This is a genomic window from Candidatus Pelagibacter sp. RS40, from assembly GCF_002101295.1.
Lineage (GTDB): Bacteria > Pseudomonadota > Alphaproteobacteria > Pelagibacterales > Pelagibacteraceae > Pelagibacter.
Genome location: NZ_CP020778.1, coordinates 146,799 through 165,402 on the forward strand (window position 1 = coordinate 146,799; position 18,604 = coordinate 165,402).

At 30.4% G+C, this 18,604-nt stretch carries 27 protein-coding genes; 19 read left to right on the top strand and 8 right to left on the bottom strand.

Annotation, left to right across the window (positions count from 1 at the left end):
• Nucleotides 1-56 precede the first annotated feature (56 nt).
• The 5 genes from B8063_RS00810 (at nucleotide 57) to B8063_RS00830 (ending at nucleotide 5,053) form a co-directional block, all read left to right on the top strand.
• Nucleotides 57-998 (top strand): ABC transporter substrate-binding protein, encoded by a 942-nt coding sequence (locus B8063_RS00810; RefSeq protein ID WP_085070819.1) that lies wholly within the window; start codon nucleotides 57-59, stop codon nucleotides 996-998.
• A gap of 84 nt (nucleotides 999-1,082) precedes the next feature.
• Nucleotides 1,083-1,880 (top strand): ATP-binding cassette domain-containing protein, encoded by a 798-nt coding sequence (locus B8063_RS00815; RefSeq protein WP_198150963.1) that lies wholly within the window; start codon nucleotides 1,083-1,085, stop codon nucleotides 1,878-1,880.
• Complete coding sequence (locus B8063_RS00820) at nucleotides 1,881-3,806, top strand: ABC transporter permease subunit (RefSeq protein WP_085068558.1); 1,926 nt, start codon at nucleotides 1,881-1,883, stop codon at nucleotides 3,804-3,806.
• Nucleotides 3,807-3,824: 18 nt separating this feature from the next.
• Nucleotides 3,825-4,049: a hypothetical protein gene (locus B8063_RS00825; RefSeq protein ID WP_075521300.1), complete on the top strand. Its 225-nt coding sequence runs from the start codon at nucleotides 3,825-3,827 to the stop codon at nucleotides 4,047-4,049.
• Nucleotides 4,049-5,053: an Ldh family oxidoreductase gene (locus tag B8063_RS00830; RefSeq protein ID WP_085070823.1), complete on the top strand. Its 1,005-nt coding sequence runs from the start codon at nucleotides 4,049-4,051 to the stop codon at nucleotides 5,051-5,053. Before B8063_RS00825 ends, B8063_RS00830 begins: the two co-directional genes overlap by 1 nt.
• Here the strand turns inward: B8063_RS00830 and B8063_RS00835 are convergent.
• Nucleotides 5,050-5,328, bottom strand: coding sequence for a hypothetical protein (locus B8063_RS00835; RefSeq protein WP_085068560.1), 279 nt, complete (start codon nucleotides 5,326-5,328; stop codon nucleotides 5,050-5,052). The two genes, B8063_RS00830 and B8063_RS00835, sit on opposite strands and share 4 nt — an antisense overlap.
• A 115-nt stretch (nucleotides 5,329-5,443) precedes the next feature.
• The gene (locus tag B8063_RS00840) at nucleotides 5,444-6,292 is read right to left on the bottom strand and encodes a bile acid:sodium symporter family protein (RefSeq protein ID WP_085068562.1); all 849 of its coding nucleotides are present in this window, start codon (nucleotides 6,290-6,292) and stop codon (nucleotides 5,444-5,446) included.
• 64 nt (nucleotides 6,293-6,356) lie between these two features.
• Between B8063_RS00840 and B8063_RS00845 the strand changes: the two genes are divergently transcribed.
• Together B8063_RS00845 and hisD are read left to right on the top strand one after the other, a co-directional pair.
• Nucleotides 6,357-7,268, top strand: a complete 912-nt coding sequence (locus B8063_RS00845; RefSeq protein ID WP_085068564.1) for a bifunctional enoyl-CoA hydratase/phosphate acetyltransferase — start codon at nucleotides 6,357-6,359, stop codon at nucleotides 7,266-7,268.
• 82 nt (nucleotides 7,269-7,350) lie between these two features.
• On the top strand, nucleotides 7,351-8,637 hold the full coding sequence (gene hisD, locus B8063_RS00850) for a histidinol dehydrogenase (RefSeq protein ID WP_085068566.1): 1,287 nt from the start codon (nucleotides 7,351-7,353) through the stop codon (nucleotides 8,635-8,637).
• Here hisD and B8063_RS00855 read toward each other — a convergent pair.
• Nucleotides 8,630-9,247 (bottom strand): LysE/ArgO family amino acid transporter, encoded by a 618-nt coding sequence (locus B8063_RS00855; RefSeq protein ID WP_085068568.1) that lies wholly within the window; start codon nucleotides 9,245-9,247, stop codon nucleotides 8,630-8,632. The genes hisD and B8063_RS00855 overlap by 8 nt on opposite strands.
• Nucleotides 9,244-10,407: an MFS transporter gene (locus tag B8063_RS00860; RefSeq protein WP_085068570.1), complete on the bottom strand. Its 1,164-nt coding sequence runs from the start codon at nucleotides 10,405-10,407 to the stop codon at nucleotides 9,244-9,246. Before B8063_RS00860 ends, B8063_RS00855 begins: the two co-directional genes overlap by 4 nt.
• A 76-nt stretch (nucleotides 10,408-10,483) precedes the next feature.
• Between B8063_RS00860 and B8063_RS00865 the strand changes: the two genes are divergently transcribed.
• The gene (locus B8063_RS00865) at nucleotides 10,484-11,182 is read left to right on the top strand and encodes an aspartate/glutamate racemase family protein (RefSeq protein ID WP_085068572.1); all 699 of its coding nucleotides are present in this window, start codon (nucleotides 10,484-10,486) and stop codon (nucleotides 11,180-11,182) included.
• Here B8063_RS00865 and B8063_RS00870 read toward each other — a convergent pair.
• Both B8063_RS00870 and B8063_RS00875 read right to left on the bottom strand, forming a co-directional pair.
• Nucleotides 11,179-11,832 carry a class I SAM-dependent methyltransferase gene (locus tag B8063_RS00870; RefSeq protein ID WP_198150964.1) on the bottom strand — a complete coding sequence of 218 codons (654 nt, stop codon included), beginning with the start codon at nucleotides 11,830-11,832 and terminating at the stop codon, nucleotides 11,179-11,181. The genes B8063_RS00865 and B8063_RS00870 overlap by 4 nt on opposite strands.
• 1 nt (nucleotide 11,833) lies before the next feature.
• On the bottom strand, nucleotides 11,834-12,493 hold the full coding sequence (locus B8063_RS00875) for a peroxiredoxin (RefSeq protein WP_075521291.1): 660 nt from the start codon (nucleotides 12,491-12,493) through the stop codon (nucleotides 11,834-11,836).
• Between the two features lie 111 nt (nucleotides 12,494-12,604).
• Here B8063_RS00875 and epsC point away from each other — a divergent pair, with 111 nt between their 5' ends.
• From epsC to B8063_RS00930, 11 genes are all read left to right on the top strand, one after another.
• Entirely contained in the window at nucleotides 12,605-13,186 is a 582-nt protein-coding gene (epsC, locus tag B8063_RS00880; RefSeq protein WP_085068574.1) for a serine O-acetyltransferase EpsC, read from the top strand.
• A complete protein-coding gene (locus B8063_RS00885; protein ID WP_085070827.1) occupies nucleotides 13,179-14,180 on the top strand; it encodes a cysteine synthase A in 1,002 nt (333 codons plus the stop codon). The genes epsC and B8063_RS00885 overlap by 8 nt, the downstream gene beginning before the upstream one ends.
• An 81-nt stretch (nucleotides 14,181-14,261) precedes the next feature.
• On the top strand, nucleotides 14,262-14,738 hold the full coding sequence (locus tag B8063_RS00890; RefSeq protein ID WP_085068576.1) for a hypothetical protein: 477 nt from the start codon (nucleotides 14,262-14,264) through the stop codon (nucleotides 14,736-14,738).
• 29 nt (nucleotides 14,739-14,767) lie between these two features.
• On the top strand, nucleotides 14,768-15,151 hold the full coding sequence (locus B8063_RS00895) for a nuclear transport factor 2 family protein (RefSeq protein WP_075521288.1): 384 nt from the start codon (nucleotides 14,768-14,770) through the stop codon (nucleotides 15,149-15,151).
• 21 nt (nucleotides 15,152-15,172) lie between these two features.
• Nucleotides 15,173-15,463 carry a hypothetical protein gene (locus B8063_RS00900; RefSeq protein WP_085068578.1) on the top strand — a complete coding sequence of 97 codons (291 nt, stop codon included), beginning with the start codon at nucleotides 15,173-15,175 and terminating at the stop codon, nucleotides 15,461-15,463.
• An 8-nt stretch (nucleotides 15,464-15,471) separates the two neighbouring features.
• A complete protein-coding gene (locus B8063_RS00905) occupies nucleotides 15,472-15,858 on the top strand; it encodes a hypothetical protein (protein WP_085068580.1) in 387 nt (128 codons plus the stop codon).
• 11 nt (nucleotides 15,859-15,869) lie between these two features.
• Nucleotides 15,870-16,157: a DUF1330 domain-containing protein gene (locus B8063_RS00910; protein ID WP_232311401.1), complete on the top strand. Its 288-nt coding sequence runs from the start codon at nucleotides 15,870-15,872 to the stop codon at nucleotides 16,155-16,157.
• 2 nt (nucleotides 16,158-16,159) lie between these two features.
• Complete coding sequence (locus B8063_RS00915) at nucleotides 16,160-16,480, top strand: nuclear transport factor 2 family protein (RefSeq protein ID WP_085068583.1); 321 nt, start codon at nucleotides 16,160-16,162, stop codon at nucleotides 16,478-16,480.
• A gap of 26 nt (nucleotides 16,481-16,506) precedes the next feature.
• Nucleotides 16,507-16,728, top strand: coding sequence for a DUF2798 domain-containing protein (locus tag B8063_RS00920; protein WP_075520364.1), 222 nt, complete (start codon nucleotides 16,507-16,509; stop codon nucleotides 16,726-16,728).
• A 16-nt stretch (nucleotides 16,729-16,744) separates the two neighbouring features.
• Nucleotides 16,745-17,341: a 2-hydroxychromene-2-carboxylate isomerase gene (locus B8063_RS00925; protein WP_085068587.1), complete on the top strand. Its 597-nt coding sequence runs from the start codon at nucleotides 16,745-16,747 to the stop codon at nucleotides 17,339-17,341.
• Nucleotides 17,334-17,669, top strand: a complete 336-nt coding sequence (locus B8063_RS00930) for a DMT family transporter (RefSeq protein WP_085068589.1) — start codon at nucleotides 17,334-17,336, stop codon at nucleotides 17,667-17,669. The genes B8063_RS00925 and B8063_RS00930 overlap by 8 nt, the downstream gene beginning before the upstream one ends.
• Here B8063_RS00930 and B8063_RS00935 read toward each other — a convergent pair whose 3' ends face one another.
• Entirely contained in the window at nucleotides 17,670-18,230 is a 561-nt protein-coding gene (locus B8063_RS00935) for a DUF924 family protein (RefSeq protein WP_085068591.1), read from the bottom strand. It lies immediately after the preceding gene.
• Nucleotides 18,223-18,600, bottom strand: a complete 378-nt coding sequence (locus B8063_RS00940; protein ID WP_198150965.1) for a carboxymuconolactone decarboxylase family protein — start codon at nucleotides 18,598-18,600, stop codon at nucleotides 18,223-18,225. Before B8063_RS00940 ends, B8063_RS00935 begins: the two co-directional genes overlap by 8 nt.
• Between the last annotated feature and the right edge of the window lie 4 nt (nucleotides 18,601-18,604).

The following is an 18,604-nucleotide window of genomic DNA, read 5'->3' on the forward strand; positions in this document are numbered from 1 at the left end:
ATCTTATAATGAACTTAAATATGCCGCGTAAATTAAATTTAATTACAGGAGAAATAATGAAAAAAATAATTAGTTTTATTTTAGGAAGTATTTTTGCTCTAAACCTTACAATAACTGCCGCTAATTCAGCAGCTAATGTTGTTAGAGTTGCATACTTTTTGGAATGGCCAAGTCCTAATTTAGAAGACATGCAGAAAAAGAATTTTGCAAAAGCACTTGGAGTGCCAGTTAAATGGACAAACTTCACTAACGGTGGCGCAATGACTGATGCAATGTTAGCTGGAGATATTGATATTTCTTATTCACAAGGATTAGTCCCTTTCATCAATGCTGTAAAATCAAAAGCTCCAATTAAGCTTGTTGATATTGCAATGGAGTATGGAATGGGTGGAACTACATGTGTAACATCGAACGCTTCAGGTATTACAAAAGCAAATGCAACAGAACTAGAGGGCAAAAAAGTTGCTGTTCCACTTGGAACAATGGCTGAGTATGTTTTTGATGAAAGTATGAAAGTTGTTGGAGCTGACAGAGGTAAAATGGATATCATTCAAATGGACCCAGAAGAAGGTGCTGCTGCTTTAGTAAGTGGCGATGTTGTAATGGCATGTTTATTTGGTGGTAACTCAATTAAGGCTGCAACTGCAGTTGGATCAAGACTTTTAACTGTTCAAGAAGCAAGAGATGCTGGTATTTTAGGAATAGATATCACATCAGTCACAGATAAGTTTATGAAAGAGAACCCTGGAATGTTAAGAACATTCATCGAAGTAACTCATGAAGCTAATGATAGATATAGAGCTGGTAAAAGCGATATGAATTCTATGTCAAAGGCATCTGAGATGAAAGTTGCAGACATGAAAGAAACTTTAGATGGTTTCAAATTTTTAACTCCAGAAGAAACTAAACAATCTATGGAAAGTGGTAATCTTGATGCCTTCTTAAAAGGTATGGGAACACCAGACGGAGCAGTAGATACAAGTTTCTTACCTCTATAATTTTGTAGGGAAAAAATTTAATAGGCGCCAATTTTTTAATTGGTGCCTATTTTTTTGATAAAAATTCTAATATAAAGCCATTTAATGAGTGATTTAGTCTCTGAAAATCTCAATATGATTTTTAAAACTCCAAAAGGAGAAACTGTTCATGCATTAAAGGATGTAAGTTTTACTCTAAAAAAAGGAGAACTTCTTACTGTTTTAGGTCCCTCTGGTTGTGGAAAAACAACTTTATTAAATATTACTGCGGGATTTTTAAGGCCAACCTCAGGAAAAATAACTTTAAATAATAATGAAATAGATGGACCTGGTGTTGAAAGAGGTATGGTTTTTCAACAAGGTGCATTATTCGAATGGTTAACAGTTGCAGAGAATGTGAACTTTGGTTTAAGAATGAAAAAAGAAGACCCAAAAATTACTGCAGAAAAAGTTGACGAGTGGCTTGATATAGTTGGTCTAAAAGGATTTGGAAATACTCCTACCTACCAGCTATCAGGTGGAATGCAGCAAAGAGTTGCTTTAGCAAGATGTTTAATAAATGATCCTGATTTAATTTTAATGGATGAGCCTTTAGGCGCTTTAGATGCATTAACTCGAGAAAAGATGCAGTCTTTAGTTTTAAAGATTTGGAAAGAAACGGGAAAAACAATTATATTAATTACTCACTCAGTTGAAGAGGCCTTGTTACTTGGAGAAAGACTTTATGTAATGGCACCAAGACCGGGAAGAATACACAAAGAGTACAATCTTCCTTTTGCAGAGATGGGCTTAAAAGAAGACTTAAGGGAAATTAAAAAAAATAAAGATTTTTCATCTAAAAGAGAAGAAATCCTGTCAATGATTTGGGATATGGAAGAAGAAATTATGGGGAAAGATAATTAAATGTTAACCCAGTTTGCAACAATATTGATATTTGTAGCGATAATTGGATGTATTCTTTACGGAAGAAGATTAATAAAAACTGAAAAAGTTGATGCAGTTTTTGGAAACCCTGAAAGAGCGAAAGGTGGCACACATTGGATTGTTGTAGGCAGTAGCGCAATCTTATTAGTTTGGTTGTATTATTCTTGGGATATAGCAAAAGGGTTTTACCCAAAATCCGCAAATGAGTTATGCCAAGTGGCAAAAATAAACGAGTCATTGATGGGTTTAAAATATCAATTTCCCATTGAGGAGAGAGAGTTCAAAAGTACTTCAATTATTAAAATCGAAAATAAAAATCTTAAAAATATAGCTAATGAAATTCAAAACTCAAATGATTTAAATAATCAGCAAAAAAAGATATTGATTGGTTTTATTGGTAAAACAACCCAGCTCATTCCTTTGCTTACAAATAATAATTTAATGGAAATGGATACAAAAATTAAGATTAAAGAAATGACTGAGGAAATTAAAATTTTGAGCTCAAATTTTAAAAAAAAAGATTATCCATTTGAAACTGAGGAAGAAAAAAATGAGAGACTCAAAGCTGTCTCGGAACAAGGTGGATGGGGTATAACTACTGTTAGAACTGGAACTGGCTCTATAGAAAATACACTTGAAGTTCCATTAGTTCCAGGAACAAATAGAGGTTTAAAATTTCACGCTGCAGCAGCAGAACTTAAAGTGATAAGTGACAAATTTTTTAAGTTAAGAAATCATAACTCATATTTTAAAACTTCAATTAAAGAATTAAAAAATGAAATCAAAGCGTACAGGAAAATTTTGGATGATAGTGAGGAAATAGCATCAACATATGCAAAAAATATAGTAAAAATAGCAAGAAGAATAGAGTTTGCTAGCATCTATCCCCCAACAGCTCTTAATGAGATGAAAGATGCAATAATTGAATTTGATAATCTTCAAAAATCTGAACAAGGTGGATTAAGATTAATTGACATACTTTTATTTCCTGCAGGAACAATAGTTTCGAGTGGTCCAAGTTGTTCTGAACAAGGTTCTGGTAGATGGCTACCTAAGCCATCTGATACCTTTAACAAATTTATTCTTATGTCTAAACCAAGTGTTGGGTATAAAAATATTCCATTGCTTTGGATTGAAATGGTTGATGTCAGTTCTATGATTGGTTTTATACTACCAGATTGGATTGCGGATGTTTTACCTGGAGAGTATCCAGTTCATACTAAAGATGGAATTGTAAAGGAAAATTTTAAAAGTAAAGTATTAAAACTAGTAACAGGTGATTTTAAATTATTTAAAGTTCCTGTTCCGTATGGACATATTTGGGACTCTTTTTTAAGAGTATTTTTAGGATTAGTTTTTGGAATTATAATAGGAGTGCCTTTAGGTTTGTTTATGGGATTAAACAGATTTGCTAAAGGATTTTTTGATCCCTTAATTGAATTATATAGACCTGTACCTCCTTTAGCCTGGGCACCTTTGATAATTTCAGTTTTGGGAATTGATAATACTGGTAAAGTTTTTCTATTATTTATGGTTTCTTTATCGATAATGATAATATCAGCTAGAGCTGGGGCATCAGGTACTCAGTTATCAAAAATCCATGCAGCACACTCTTTAGGTGCTTCTAAAAAACAAATTTTAAGACATGTTATTTTCCCTAATTCTCTTCCTGAAATATTAACCGGTATAAGAGTTGCTGTTGGTATGTGTTGGGGTACTTTAGTAGCTGCAGAGTTTCTAGCTGGTACAACTGGCATTGGTTTTGTTGAAAACGTTGCTAAAAAATACTTTCAGTATGAGGTAATTTGGATCACAATATTTATAATGGGAATGTTAGGTCTTTTGTTTGATATTACTCTTAGAAAAATTATCGATAAAACTATACCTTGGAGAGGTAAAGGCTAATTTCAACTCATAAACGTAATGAATAAAAATAAAATATTAGAGTGGACGGGTGTTATAACTGCTATTGTTTATTCACTACTTGTTGCCTTAAACATTGGTGCTGAATTTTTAGGTTTTGCATTATTATTAATTTCTGCAATTTTAATTGGTTTGTGGGCGTATTTAGGAAATCATAGAGGGATTTTACTACTTCAAATTTTTTATGCCACAGCTGGTATCATTGGAATGTTTAGATGGTTTTAATGAAAAAAGAAAAGTTAAAAAAATTACTGACTAAAGTATTTCTAAAATATAAATTAAGCAAAGCACATGCAAAGATTTGTTCTGATGCACTAGTTAATGCAGAGTTAGTTGGCGCCACTGGTCATGGTATATCTAGGTTAAAAATGTATTGTGATAGAATAAGTAAAAAATTAATTAATCCAAAACCAAAGTTTAAATTTAAAAAAATATCTCAATCAATAATGCAAATCGATGCTGATGATAGTATTGGTTTTGTAGCTGCTGATATTGGAATTAAAAAAGCAATTGAGAGCGCCAAAAAAACAGGATTAGGTTTGGTTGGTATAAAAAGAAGTGGTCATTATGGACTATCAGGATACTACGCAGAACAAGCAGTTAAAAAAAACTTATTAACATTAATTTTTACTAATGCTCCCCCCGCTATAGCTCCACATGGTGCATTAAAAACTTTGTTTGGAACAAATCCAATTTGTTTTGGAACACCTACTTCCTCAAAAGTTCCTTTTATTTTAGATACATCTGTATCAATGATAAATAGAGGTAAAATAAGATTTGCAGCAAGAACAGGTTCTAAAATACCTGAAGGAGTTGCATTAGATAAATATGGAAGGCCAACCACAGATGCGGCTAAAGCTCTAAAAGGTGTGCAGTTGCCTATTGCTGGATTTAGAGGATCAGGTTTAGCATGGATGGTTGATATTTTAAGTGGTGTTTTCACTGGAGGAAATCATGGAGGAAAAGTCAAAGATCCATTTGATGATTTTTCAGGTCCTCAAAACATTGGTCATTTATTTATTGTTATGAAGTCAAATTTATTTGTTAAAAATTTTAACTCAAGAATTAAGGAAAATATAAGAAATGTTAAAAAACTACCTAAACTAAAAAATATAAAAGAAATTATGTATCCAGGACAAAATAAGTTTAACAGATATAAAAAAAATTTTAATAAAGAGATTAAAATTACTGATGATGTTAAAAAAGATATTGAGAAACTCTTGAATTAAGTTGCTACAAAAAATAAAACTGCAACAACACTTAGAAATAAGCCAGTCAAAACCCTATTTTCAATTTTTTTATTTTTTTCTTGAATTTTAAGTCTGTTATTCAATTTATTTATACAAGTTTTATGTTTGCTTTTTTTATTATTACTTAACTCAACTTTATTTAGTTCAGTGTTAAATGTTTTTGGATCAGATACGTTTGCATCTGATCCATTGGGGTCAAATTTGGAATTGATTAAAATTTTTGGATTTAATTTTGTTAAAGTCTCAGTACTCATATTTTTATAAGTTTATTATAGTCTGAAAGTTAAAAGATGCTCAATCTATGACGTCACCAAATTAGGTTTTTTTAACCCAGCCTGTTCATTTTGGGTCGCAATCTATAATTTTAGACTAATTTGTCTTTTTTAATAGAAGCACAAATATTATAGATGTGACAAACATGATCAAAGCATATGAAGCAGTTGGTATCAAATAAATTATGTCATCGAATATTTGAGTAGATACAAATACTGCTAATGTTCCATTTTGAAGTCCACATTCTAGTGAAATACATTTTCTTTGTTCAATGCCACTTGCAAAAATTTTTGCAACATAAAAACCTAAAACCATCATTGTTACATTTAATATTAGAGTTATTACGCCAGCTCTTGATATATACATAATTATATTGTCCCATTCCTCTAACCAAATTGATATAAAAACTATCATAAATAGAGTTAATGAAATTTTTTCAATTAAAGCTGTTTTTTTAATTATAAAATCTTGTGCAAACTTCCTTATTAACATTCCAATTACTACAGGTAATGTTACCACCAAAAACATTTTGATTGATATCCCGCTCATTGAAATTTCCTTAGAGAGGTAATTTATATCAAGTAGGTCAGCAGATTTAATTACGATAAATGGAACGGTTAAAATACTAAGTAAACTTATTATTGCTGTTAATGAAACAGAAAGAGCTACATCACCATTTGCAAATTTTGTAAGAATATTAGATGTAACACCTCCTGGTGCAGCAGCGATTATCATTACTCCTAGAGCTAATGCAGGTTGAACATTTAAAATTTTTATTAAAACAAAAGCAATTATAGGAAGTAATATTACTTGGCAGATCAATCCAACTAAAAAATCTTTTGGTCGTTTAATTACTCTTGTAAAATCACTCGTTGTCAGACCTAAGCCCAACGTTAACATAATTAATGCCAGAGCAATTGGAGCAATTTTTGTTACAACTTCCATATTTCTGACATTATCAAAAAATAAATGATATGTTAGTTTTTTTAATTTTGATATAAGATTTTAGATGCTTTCAGATAAATCAACAGTATGTCCAAATAATCTATTAGACCTTGCTCATCAAAAAAAGGGTATTAAAGTTGCAATAGCAAATGCTGGAAAGACACTGCCAATGATTTCAGTAATGGATGCGGTAAGAGAAAAACTGATTGTACCAGTTTTAATTGGTAACGAATCTGAAATTAAAAAAACTGCAGATGATATAAAGTTTGATATATCTGAATACGAAATAATAGACGAACCAGTAGAAAATAATACAGCAAAGATTGCAGCGAAACTTGCCTCAGAAGATAAAATTAAAATAATTGTTAAAGGACATATTCATACAGATGTTTTGATGAAAGAAGTTTTAAAACGAGAACATGGTTTGTTAGGCAAAAAAAGGCTTAGTCATATATGGCACATGACATTAGAAAAAGATGATAAGCCACTTATAATTACAGATGGAGCATTAAATGTTAATCCAAATGTTAAAACTAAAATGCACATTTTAAGAAATGTAATAGATTTTTGTCATCGTATAAATATTCCAAAACCAAAGATATCAATTTTATCAGCAACTGAAGAAGTATTGGATAGTATGCAAAGTTCTCTTGATGCAAAAGAGATTACAAATTTAGCTGAAAAAGAGGGTTTTAATGCTGACATTTTTGGTCCTTTGGCTTTTGATAATAGTATATCTAAAAAGTCAGCTGGTATTAAAGGTATAAAAAATATTGTTGCTGGAGATGCAGATGTTTTACTAGTTCCTAATGTTGAGACTGGAAATGCACTTGTAAAAATGATGATTTATTTTATGGGAGCCTGTGCAGCAGGTGTCGTAGTTGGAGGTAAAGTTCCAGTTGTAATTACAAGTAGATCAGACGATGCAACAGCTAGATTAGCCTCAATAGCTGCTGCTGTAGTTGCGTTAGATTAAATTATCAAGAGAATTAATAAAAAATATCTTTGTTGAAATGAGTATTTTAATACATTAAATAACTTGATCAAAATACTCATCAATGACAATTACATACCTTAAAAAATCTCCTAAAACATCCTCAACTGACGATAATAAAACAAGGGATATAGTTCAAAATTTACTTAATGACCTGGAGAAATCTAAAGAGGAAGGTTGTAAAGAATTAACAAAAAAATTTGACAAGTATGAGGGTGAAATAATTGTATCCAAAGATAAAATTGAAGAAATAAAAAAAAATTTAGATCAAAAAACAAAGGATGATATTCAATTTTCTTATGAAAGAGTGAGAAAATTTGCTGAGGCTCAACTTAAAAACTATGGGAACGATTTCGAAGTTGAATTATCTGATGGTTTGTATGCTGGTCAAAAATTAGTTCCTGTTAATACTGCGGGTTGTTATATTCCAGGTGGAAGATATGCTCATATAGCCTCGGCAGTTATGAGTGTGACGACTGCAAAAGTTGCTGGAGTAAAAAATGTAATTGCTTGTAGTCCACCAAAAGCTGAAGTTGGAGCCCACCCCACTATTATATATACTGCTGATTTGTGTGGTGCAGATGTTATTTTAAATTTAGGTGGAGTTCCTGCTATTGCTGCAATGACATATGGTTTATTTGGTAATGCTCCAGCAGATATTTTAGTTGGTCCAGGTAATCAGTTTGTAGCTGAGGCAAAAAGAATTTTATTTGGAAGGGTTGGAATAGATTTATTTGCTGGTCCCACAGAAATTGGAATTATTGCAGATGAAACTGCTGATCCTGAGATAGTTGCAGTAGACTTAGTTGGGCAAGCTGAACATGGTTATAACTCTCCTTGTTGGTTATACACAACAAGTAAAGAGCTTGCTGAAAAAGTGATGAAAAGAGTTCCTGAATTAATTTCAGAATTACCTGAGTTACCAAGAACTAGTGCGGAGGCTGCATGGAAAGATTATGGTGAGGTAATTCTTTGCGATACTGACGATGAAATGGTTAAGATAAGTGATGAATATGCTCCAGAGCATCTTGAGGTTCAAACAAAAAATTTAAAATGGTTCCATGATAGACTAACGAATTATGGATCTCTATTTGTTGGTGAAGAAACAACAGTAGCTTATGGAGACAAATGTTCTGGAACAAATCATATTTTACCAACTAAAGGAGCAGGTAAATATACAGGGGGATTATTCGTTGGAAAATTTATAAAAACATTAAGCTTCCAAAGAATGACAAAAGACTCAACAAAACTTGTGGGTGCTGCTGCAGCGAGAATTTCTAGATATGAAGGTATGGAAGCTCATGCACGAACCGGCGATGTAAGATTAAGAAAATACGGATTTTCTAATTAAAAAATTTTAAAATTTCAAAAATCACATAAATTGAAATTAAGCTCATTATTAAAGAAATAATCCATTTTATTACAACCCAAGCCCTTACATTATTAAGATATTTTGAAAAATAATTTGCTAAATATCCCAATAAGTAGAAAAATAAAAAAGAAGCAATAGAACCTCCAATACCAAAATAAATTTTATAATTAATTGGGAAATTTTTTGAAAAATTACCAAGAAAAAAAACTGTATCAGAATAAACATGCGGATTTAAATAAGTAAAAGCGAGTGTTTTTAATATAATTTTTTTTCTCTCATCATGTTTCTCACCTTTATCTATTTCTATGTTTTTAAATTTTTCAGAAATTTTTGTGTAAATAAAATAAATTAAAAAAATTAATAATAAAATATTGAAAATTAGTTCAGTTATTTCATTAAAATATGTTCCAAGATACTGAAAAAGAAAAATTCCTAAAAAAATCAAAATTGTATCTGATACTGAACAAATAAAACATATTAAAAAAATATGTTGTTTCTTAATGCCCTGCTCTATTACAAAGATATTTTGTGGTCCTATTGCTAATATTAAACTTAAACTGGTTATAAAACCTAAAATTAAAAAACTCATCTTTTTTTATCTGCATTTACTATCGATAAAATAATGAGAATTAAAAAAGGAATACAAAATAAGTTAACTGTTTTCCAGCTTGCAATAGAAATTAGTATACCTGCCAATAAACTTGCTAAAGCCATGGAAGAGAAAACTAATAAATCATTAAATCCTTGAGCTTTAAATTTTTCTTCAGGTTTATAAGTTGTGACTAATAAGCTTGTGCCAGATATAAATAAAAAGTTCCATCCTATACCTAAAAAAATCAGACTTATAAAATAGTTTAAAAAAGATGGCTGAAAAAAAGATAATAAAATTGTGAAAATATAGAATAAGACACCTAAATACATCATATTACTATAACCAAACTTTTTGATTAAATTTCCAGTAACTAGCGAGGGTAAAAACATTGCCAAAACATGAAATTGAAGAACTATTCCTGTTTTTTCTAAACTTAACTGATGCACAATATGCATACTTATTGGAGTTGCTGTCATTAAAAAAGACATTACTGCATATGCAAATGCAGCAGAGGTAATTGCTTGTAAAAATTTTGGATCTGAAAAAAATTCTGAATAATTTCTTGAGTTATTTTCCTTATTTGAAATAAAAGAAATTTCTCTAATATCCTTAAAAAAGAATAATAAAAATGAAGGTATTAATGTTAAAACTGCTAAAGTTAAATATGAACCTACGTATAAATAATCACTTACAAAATTTTTAGTATAATTTGCCAAACCAATTCCAAGAAAAGCAGCAACTATTCCAGCTAACAATAATGATGAAATAGCTTTAGGCGCTTTTTCCTTTTCTACACTTTCTGCTGCAGCAAAACGGTACTGATGAGTAAATGCCATTGTGGCCCCTAAAATAAATTTAGCAAAACAAAAAATAAAAAAACTTTCTATAATTATTGCATAAGCGCCTATCAAACAAGAAATTGAACCAGCTACAGAAGCAAAAATAAATCCAAGCCTTCGTCCAATAATGCTCATTATCTTAGCAGCAAAGATTGTAGCTGCTGCTGTTCCAACAACATAAATTGATGGAGGAAGTGTAGAAAGTGTTTTTATAGAACTTAAGTCTGATCCAATAATACCACTTATAAAAACTGTAACTGTAGCGGCTGTAAAACCAAATACTTGGCTTAAAATAAGTATGAAAAGATTTCTATTCATCTATAGTGTTATTACTTGCATAAATTAAATTAAAATATAGTTCTACTAATTAATATATATAGATAAATTAGCTTTTATGATTGGTATTCTTGGAGGAATGGGAACGCAGGCAGGTTTAGATTTTTGCAGCAAGCTTGCAAAATTATATAGAGGAAAACTGGATCAACAGTACCCTATGTTTATACTCTATAATAAGTCCAATACTCCAAAAAGACCTGAGAACTTGAAAAAATATTACAATGTACTCAATGAGTTGATTAAGGGTTGTAAACTGCTATCCAAAAATAAATGTAAATTTATTGTTATGCCTTGTAACACTGCACATTATTGGCATCAAGATATTCAAAAAAAAATTAAAATTCCCTTATTAAGTATGCCAAAGGAAGTTTTTAATTATACAAAAAAAACTTGTAAAAAAAATACGAAAATTGGAATTCTTTGTACTGAAGCAACATTGAAAACAAAAGTTTACCATCAATATTTTGATAAAAAATATGATTTTATAAGTCCAACTAAAAATTTACAAACAAGCTCTGTAAACAAATCTATTAAATATGTAAAAATGGGAAAAGTGAAAGAGGCGGAGAAAGCATTAAGACCAGCTGTTAATCAACTAATAAAAAAAAAATGTAAAAAAATTATATTAGGTTGTACAGAACTTCCCATAGCATTATTTGCATATAAATCTTTTAAGAAAGCAAAAGATTCTAAGTTGTTTATTGATCCAAATCTTTTATTGGCCCAAGTATGTATGAGAAAATACAAAAATAACTAAATTTTTTTATTACAAACTAAATATAACTTTCTAGGAAACTTTCCCTCATCAAATTTTTCAATAAACAAATTTTCAAAACCATCTAAAAGACTATTTATTTTATCCTTAGAAAAAAAATGTATAATAAATCCATCTATTTCGTATAAATCTTCTCCTCTATGAGCACCTTTTTTAAAATCCCCATCTTCAGTGTTTCTAACGGTATAAATATTTAAACCTCCAGGTTTAAGTATTCTTTTTACTTCATTGTTTAAATTTATTAACTCTAAATTCGTTAATGCCATACAATATAGCATGTGAGAATAACAAGCTTCTATTGAATTGTCTTTAAATGGTAATTTTTTTCTTACATCGAACTTCAATGTACGAATTGAAGAATTCAAATTTTGGTCGTTAATTTTTTTATCAATAATTGATATGCCTTTTTTACTATAATCAAGTGCAGTAACATTAATTGAATTTTTACCAAAAAATATTGTGTCTCTTCCTAATCCTGCTCCGAGTTCAACGATATTTGATAAATTGTTTTCTTTTAAAACGGAAAGAGTTTTTTCTGCTGAGTAACTGTGATCTAAACCAAACATCTCAGGCTTATTTGAGAAATTAGTCTCCCAATGCTGAGATTGTTGGTTTAATATATTCTTATCCAAATTATTTAGAAGGATCTGGAACCTTTCTTAAATATGGTTTTACCGTCTCCCATCCATTTGGATATATTTTTTTCGCTTCCTCATCTTTAACAGCTGGTAAAATAACTACATCTTCACCTTTTTTCCAATTAGCAGGAGTAGCTACTTTATGTTTTGCTGTTAATTGCATTGAATCTATTGCTCTCAATATTTCCAAAAAGTTTCTTCCTGTTGCCATCGGGTAAGTAAGATATAAACCAATTCTTTTATCAGGTCTTATTACAAAAATAGTTCTAACTGTCTCGTTATCAACAGCAGTTCTGCCCATTGATGTTGTTCCTGCATCACCTTCCAACATATTAAATAATTTAGCAACTTTAAGATCCTCGTCAGCAATTATTGGATAGTTTGGTTTTGAACCTGACACATCTTTTATGTCTTCTAACCACTTGTTATGGTCATCAACTCCGTCTACACTAAGACCTATTACTTTCACGTTTCTTTTGTCGAACTCATCTTTCATTAAACCTAGAGCTCCAAGTTCTGTAGTACATACTGGCGTAAAATCTTTTGGATGTGAAAATAATACACCCCAGCTGTCACCTAACCATTCGTGAAAAGAGATGTCTCCCTCTGTAGTTTTAGCCTGAAAATCAGGACACATACTGTTTATTTTTAACATTGTTTCTCTCCTTATTATAAAATTATTATATGTAAAATTGTTTTATGAAGCAAACTTTTAAGAGATTGATCAACTTTAAATTCAATTTTTAATAACTATATAGAAATACTTATGAGTGAGTTTTTACAATCAATTATTGATCGAGATCCAGCTGCGAAATCCAAATTAAGTTTAATATTGACTTATCCAGGTGTTAAAGCAGTATTTTTTCATAGATTGGCTCATTTTTTTTCAGTAGCTAAATTTGATTTAATTGCGAGAATTATTTCCCAGTTTTCAAGATTCCTAACCGGTATTGAAATTCATCCTGGTGCAAAAATTGGTAAAAATTTATTTATAGATCATGGGATGGGAGTTGTAATAGGTGAAACATCTGAAATTGGTGATAATGTCACAATATATCATATGGTAACTTTAGGAGGTATATCTCCAAGTATTAATTCTAATAATCAAAGAAATATAAAAAGGCATCCTACCTTAATGGATAATGTAGTTGTTGGATCTGGCGCACAAATATTAGGTCCTGTAGTAGTTGGAAAAAATTCAAAAATTGGAGCAAATGCTGTTGTAACAAAAAATGTTGAGGAGAATGCTGTGATGATAGGAATACCAGCAAAGAATGTTGGAACTGCTACAGCGGAATTTAAACCTTATGCTGTAGAAAATGACAATTCAGAAAATAACAATGGTTAATATCAAAGATAATTTTTTACAGTCAATTGGTAATACCCCCTTAATAAAATTAAAAGCAGCCTCAGAGATAACTGGATGTAATATTTATGGAAAAGCTGAATATTTAAACCCAGGAGGATCTGTAAAAGACAGAGCGGCTTTGGCACTTATAAAAGATGCTGAAGAAAAAAAATTAATTTCAAAAGGTGGAATGATTGTTGAAGGAACAGCAGGTAATACTGGTATAGGTTTATGTCTTCTAGGAAATTCTTTAGGTTATAAAACAACAATTGTAATGAACGATAATCAAACACAAGAAAAAAAAGATACTTTAATTAACATCGGTGCAGATTTAAGGTTAGTACCACCAAAACCTTATAGTGATGATGGCAATTATGTAAAAGTTGCAGGTAGACTTGCAGAAGAATTAAAAAATTCAAATAATTACGGAGTAGTCTGGGCAAACCAATTTGACAATACTGCAAATGCTAAGGGTCATTATGAAACAACTGGACCTGAAATATGGGATCAAACAGAAGGAAAGGTAGATGGATTTGTATGTGCATCAGGTACGGGTGGAACGATTGGAGGTATAAGTAGTTTTTTGAAAGAAAAAAACAAAGATGTTAAAATTTACTTGTCAGATCCAGCAGGTTCTGCCTTATACAATTTCATTGAAAATGGTGAATTAAAATCTGAAGGTGGTTCAATAACTGAAGGTATTGGCTCCAGTAGAGTAACAGCAAATTTTGCTGAAGCAAAAATAGATGGAGCATTTTCAATTGATGACCACGAGTCTTTGCCTTTGCTTTACAATTTAATTAAAGAAGAGGGATTAAGCTTAGGCACTAGTTGTGGTGTAAATATTGCTGGAGCAATTAGACTTGGTAAATTAATTGGTCCAGGAAAAACTATTGTAACAATTCTCTGCGACAAATCAGATAAATACAACTCAAAGATGTTTAATAAAAAATTTTTACAAGAAAAAGGTCTCCCTACTCCCAGTTGGATCTAAAAACCACATATCTGAATTGTTGTAAAACTATTACCTTAAAGGTCTAAATTTAAATAACATCTACCTTAAAAGGAAAAAAATATGAAAAAATTATTAATCTTATGTGTGTTTACATTATTTAATACATACTCATTTGCAGAGACAGGAAAGTTTAATGCTAGCGGTATGGGTTCATGGGAAGTAAATGTTATGGATGCTGGTAATGGCAATATGAGTATAACATATGACGGTAACGCTGGACTTTCTGACAAAGAAGATGGAAGTATATTTGATAAATCTACTATGCATTGCATTGGAGGACTTACTTTGACTTCAGGTAAGTTTGATGATGAAACTGGAATGTGCACATTTTATCTGAGTGATGGGGAAAAAGTGTTCATAAATTATAAAGGCAAAGGAACTGGAGGAGTTGGAGGTTCTGGAAATTTCATTATTATTGGTGGAACTGGAAAATATGCAAATATTTCAGGTACTGGATTTTCAAGTAGACAAAATCTTAAAGGCAAAGCTGGAATGGCTCACTCAATGAATCAGATGAGTGGTGAATACACTTTTTAATTTTAAATTAACAATGAAAGGATAATAAAATGGACGCAAAAGAAAGGACAAAAATGGGTTATGATCTTTTTAATAAAGGTGACATGGAAACTTTTTTTAAGGAAATGGTTGATGAAAACACAACTTGGACATTTCCAGGAAAAGAAGGTGTACACCCTTTATCAGGAGTTCACAAAGGACCTCAAGCGATGATGGCTGCAATGGGTAAAATACCTGCACTCTGGTCTAATTTTCATCTAACTCCTATTGATATGATAGGTGAAGGTAACAAAGTATTTGTTAGAGCTAAGGCAACCGCAGATGGCATGGATACTATGTTTGGTCATTATTTTGAAATTGGTGAAAATGGAAAAATGCTAACTATGATGACGTTTGATGATACGCTTTCAATGTTTAATGCAATGAAAAAATAGAAAATTTAACAAAGGGAAAAAATGGAAAAAGAAATGTTAGTACATTTAAAAATTAAAGAAGGTAAATTAGAAACTTTCATGGGATGGATGCAATCAGATGAAGGTATGGGAGTTAGAAAAAGTGTTGCTTATCCAGAAAAAACTGTTGGAGCTATGATACCAGATAAAAGTGGAATGCTATTTAAAGTTTCTGTTCATAATGAAGTTGGAATGAAAGATTTTGTAACTGGAAAAAATCCTACAGCTAAAGCTATATATGCAGAATGTGTAGAGAATGCTCAGTTATATGAGTTATCTAAAGTAAATCTTTAAGTGTAATTATGAAATCAATTAAAAAATACATTTTTATATTTTTTAGTTTTACAGTAGTCAACAATACTTATGCTGAAGTTTTAAGTAAGAAAGATACTGAGAAAGCCTTAGATTGTGTTGGAATATATATGGCTAACTATTTTTTACCATCGGGAGAAACTTTTGAATATAGCATGAAAGAAAAATCAATTTCATCAGTTAAAGTTTGGAAAACATATGCAATGGAAACTGGAATTACTGAAGCAGATTGGGATGAAAGAGTTAACAAAGCTGTAGATAAACATTATGGTTCAAAGTACAGCAAAGAATTAACCGACGATTGCCATGCTTTTTTGGAAAAAACCATACCAAATGGCAAAGAACGTGTTGAGAAGGTTGTTCAAACTTTATATTAAAATTTCAGATAATGAGTGGTTACGTAATTTTTAATATTAAAATTACAAACCCAGAAAATTATAAAGAATATATTGAAAAAGTAAAACCAGTCGCAGAGAAATTTGGAGCAGAATATATTGTAAGAGGTGGAGAATTTGAACTAATAGAGGGTAATTGGGAACACCCAAGAACTATTGTGATAAAGTTTCCTAGTTATGAGAAAGCTCAGGAATGGTATAACTCAGAGGAATACAAACCAATAAAGAAAATCCGTTTAGATAATGCAATATCAAATGGAATAATAATAAAAGGAGAATAAAAATGTCAATTCTAGCTAAATATAATAAAGCCATGGAGAGTAAAGATGAGGCAGCATTAAGAGATATAATTCATGACGATTATACTTTTACGATGCATAAATCAGGAACTGTTTTAAAAAAAGACGATGTAGTAAAATGGGCAATGAGTGGAGATATCAATAGAGATAAAGTTAGAGTTATTTATGAAAATGATGAAATTGGTGTTGAACACGCATTTGTTACATTTAATGATGGAAATAAAGAAGCAGTAATGGCTGTTTTTAAATTTAAGGATGGCAAAGTGTTTGCACTTGAAACTGGTGCAACCCCGATGAATAAATAAAATATTTTAAATTTAAAATTTAAATTTTGTTTTCAAAAAAATACTCAAACCTATTATTTATAGTTTTAATGGGATGTGGGATGAGTTTCATGATGACTCTCCTAATAACCTATATTAATACTGGCTTTGATAAAGATTATTTTAAAAGATTTATAACTGCATGGTCTGTGAGTTTTCCAGTTGCAATGATAGCAACCTCAATTGTTGCTCCTATAGTTAAAAAAATTGTAGATAAAATCACTAAATAATAGGTTAATATAAGTAATGAATAAAGTTGATTTTTATTTTTCAATTGGAAGCACTTATACTTATCTAACAGTTACTAGAATATTAGATATTGAAAAGAAATTTAATGTAAAATTTAATTGGGTTCCATTTAGTGTGAGAGCAATAATGAAGGAAATGAACAATATACCTTTTCCAAAAGATAAACAGAATAAGGTTGATTATATGTGGAGAGATATAGAGAGAAGAGCTAAAGGTTATGGTTTTTTTGCACAAACTCCTGTGCCTTACCCATTAAGTGAATTTGATTTAGCAAATAAACTTGCAATATTAGGATTAAAGGAAGGCTGGGGAATTGATTATGTAAGATTGACTTACAAGAGATGGTTCCAAGATGGAAAAGAACCGGCTACAGAACCAAATATTTCTGAGATATGTCATGAGCTTAGTTTGGATAAAGAAAAAATTGTAAATAATGCAAATTCTCAAGAAATAGAAAAACAATATTTAGAAAACACTGAAAGTGCAAGATCATATAAAATATTCGGAAGTCCTTCTTTTGTTGTGGGTAACGAAATTTTTTGGGGAGATGATAGAATGGAAGATGCAATAAATTGGTCAAAAAATAATGAGTAATTTAAATGCATATGTATATTTAATTGTAGCTGTAATTTTAGGAACAGCTTCCAATGCTTTTGCAAAAAGTGCTCAAGGTTTTACTATATTAATTCCAAGTATTTTAACTGCAATTACAATTGTTGGCTGTATGTTTACACTTTCACTTGTAATGAAATCAATTTCTGTTGGAGTTACTTATGCATCATTTGCAGGATTGTGTATTATAGCAACAAGTGTAGTAGGAGTTTTAAAATTTAATCAAATTCCAAATTTTACAACTATCATTGGTTTATTATTAATAATTACTGGTGTTTTAATTGTAAATCTATTAGGTAACACAGAATAGTTACCATGAAGAATTGGGTTGATCTAAAAACTCAATTTCTTCAGCTGTAGATCTTCTTCCTAACAATTTATTTCTGTGAGGATATCTATGAAATCTTTTAATTACCGCTGTATGATCTTTCCAAAATTTTTTAATTTCTAAAAAATTTGGATGATTTGTTAGATAATTTGTTAATAACTTGTATGCTCTATCGTGATCGATAATTTCTTCACTATGAATATATGGAAGTAACATAAAAAATCTTTGATATTCATCCATTTGATCAAGATATCCATTATAAACAGCATCGTTTACAATCAATCTTGCTTTAAAATCATATTCAAAAGACTTTTTATCATTTCGATAAAGGTTTCTCGAAAACTGATCCAATAAAATAATTAAAGCTAAACAAGTTAACGGCTCATCTTGCCAATAATCATATTCATTTGAAGTAGCTTTATTATGATCTTCTCCAAATTTTTCTCTAATTAACTGATCAAATTTTTCATCTTTTTTAAATCTTTTCTCAACTATTAGGTCATCAAACCAGAAATCTAGGATTGCTTGAGCTCTATCATTCATAAATTTCGTCTACTTTAACTTGGTATGACTCAACCAATTTATTTGTTTCATTTGCCATTCCAACTACCGCGTTAAGTTCAGCAAGCATATCTTTTGATGCTCCTTTTTTAATTGCAGCAGAACTATGAGATTTTATGCAATACTCGCAGCTATTTGTAATTGAAACAGCAATATAAATTAATTCTTTTGTCATCTCATCTAAAGCACCTTTTTTCATTACTTGCTGCAATGAATTCCAAGTTCTCTCTAAAGTTTCTGGCTCATTAGCTAACATTTTCCAAAAATTGTTCACTGACTTTATGTTTCTTTTTTGTTTAATTTCTTCAAATATCTCTTTTACTTTTCCAGTAGCTTCGTTTTCTTCAATCATATTA

Coding starts and splice junctions, on each gene's coding strand:
- B8063_RS00810 (WP_085070819.1), top strand. CDS start 57: ATGAAAAAAATAATTAGTTTTATTTTAGGAAGTATTTTTGCTCTAAAC.
- B8063_RS00820 (WP_085068558.1), top strand. CDS start 1,881: ATGTTAACCCAGTTTGCAACAATATTGATATTTGTAGCGATAATTGGA.
- B8063_RS00935 (WP_085068591.1), bottom strand. CDS start 18,230: ATGAATGATAGAGCTCAAGCAATCCTAGATTTCTGGTTTGATGACCTA.
- B8063_RS00830 (WP_085070823.1), top strand. CDS start 4,049: ATGAAAAAAGAAAAGTTAAAAAAATTACTGACTAAAGTATTTCTAAAA.
- B8063_RS00860 (WP_085068570.1), bottom strand. CDS start 10,407: ATGAATAGAAATCTTTTCATACTTATTTTAAGCCAAGTATTTGGTTTT.
- B8063_RS00845 (WP_085068564.1), top strand. CDS start 6,357: ATGCTTTCAGATAAATCAACAGTATGTCCAAATAATCTATTAGACCTT.
- B8063_RS00885 (WP_085070827.1), top strand. CDS start 13,179: ATGGTTAATATCAAAGATAATTTTTTACAGTCAATTGGTAATACCCCC.
- epsC (WP_085068574.1), top strand. CDS start 12,605: ATGAGTGAGTTTTTACAATCAATTATTGATCGAGATCCAGCTGCGAAA.
- B8063_RS00925 (WP_085068587.1), top strand. CDS start 16,745: ATGAATAAAGTTGATTTTTATTTTTCAATTGGAAGCACTTATACTTAT.
- B8063_RS00855 (WP_085068568.1), bottom strand. CDS start 9,247: ATGAGTTTTTTAATTTTAGGTTTTATAACCAGTTTAAGTTTAATATTA.
- hisD (WP_085068566.1), top strand. CDS start 7,351: ATGACAATTACATACCTTAAAAAATCTCCTAAAACATCCTCAACTGAC.
- B8063_RS00825 (WP_075521300.1), top strand. CDS start 3,825: ATGAATAAAAATAAAATATTAGAGTGGACGGGTGTTATAACTGCTATT.
- B8063_RS00930 (WP_085068589.1), top strand. CDS start 17,334: ATGAGTAATTTAAATGCATATGTATATTTAATTGTAGCTGTAATTTTA.
- B8063_RS00900 (WP_085068578.1), top strand. CDS start 15,173: ATGGAAAAAGAAATGTTAGTACATTTAAAAATTAAAGAAGGTAAATTA.
- B8063_RS00905 (WP_085068580.1), top strand. CDS start 15,472: ATGAAATCAATTAAAAAATACATTTTTATATTTTTTAGTTTTACAGTA.
- B8063_RS00915 (WP_085068583.1), top strand. CDS start 16,160: ATGTCAATTCTAGCTAAATATAATAAAGCCATGGAGAGTAAAGATGAG.
- B8063_RS00910 (WP_232311401.1), top strand. CDS start 15,870: ATGAGTGGTTACGTAATTTTTAATATTAAAATTACAAACCCAGAAAAT.
- B8063_RS00875 (WP_075521291.1), bottom strand. CDS start 12,493: ATGTTAAAAATAAACAGTATGTGTCCTGATTTTCAGGCTAAAACTACA.
- B8063_RS00940 (WP_198150965.1), bottom strand. CDS start 18,600: ATGATTGAAGAAAACGAAGCTACTGGAAAAGTAAAAGAGATATTTGAA.
- B8063_RS00895 (WP_075521288.1), top strand. CDS start 14,768: ATGGACGCAAAAGAAAGGACAAAAATGGGTTATGATCTTTTTAATAAA.
- B8063_RS00840 (WP_085068562.1), bottom strand. CDS start 6,292: ATGGAAGTTGTAACAAAAATTGCTCCAATTGCTCTGGCATTAATTATG.
- B8063_RS00890 (WP_085068576.1), top strand. CDS start 14,262: ATGAAAAAATTATTAATCTTATGTGTGTTTACATTATTTAATACATAC.
- B8063_RS00865 (WP_085068572.1), top strand. CDS start 10,484: ATGATTGGTATTCTTGGAGGAATGGGAACGCAGGCAGGTTTAGATTTT.
- B8063_RS00835 (WP_085068560.1), bottom strand. CDS start 5,328: ATGAGTACTGAGACTTTAACAAAATTAAATCCAAAAATTTTAATCAAT.
- B8063_RS00815 (WP_198150963.1), top strand. CDS start 1,083: ATGAGTGATTTAGTCTCTGAAAATCTCAATATGATTTTTAAAACTCCA.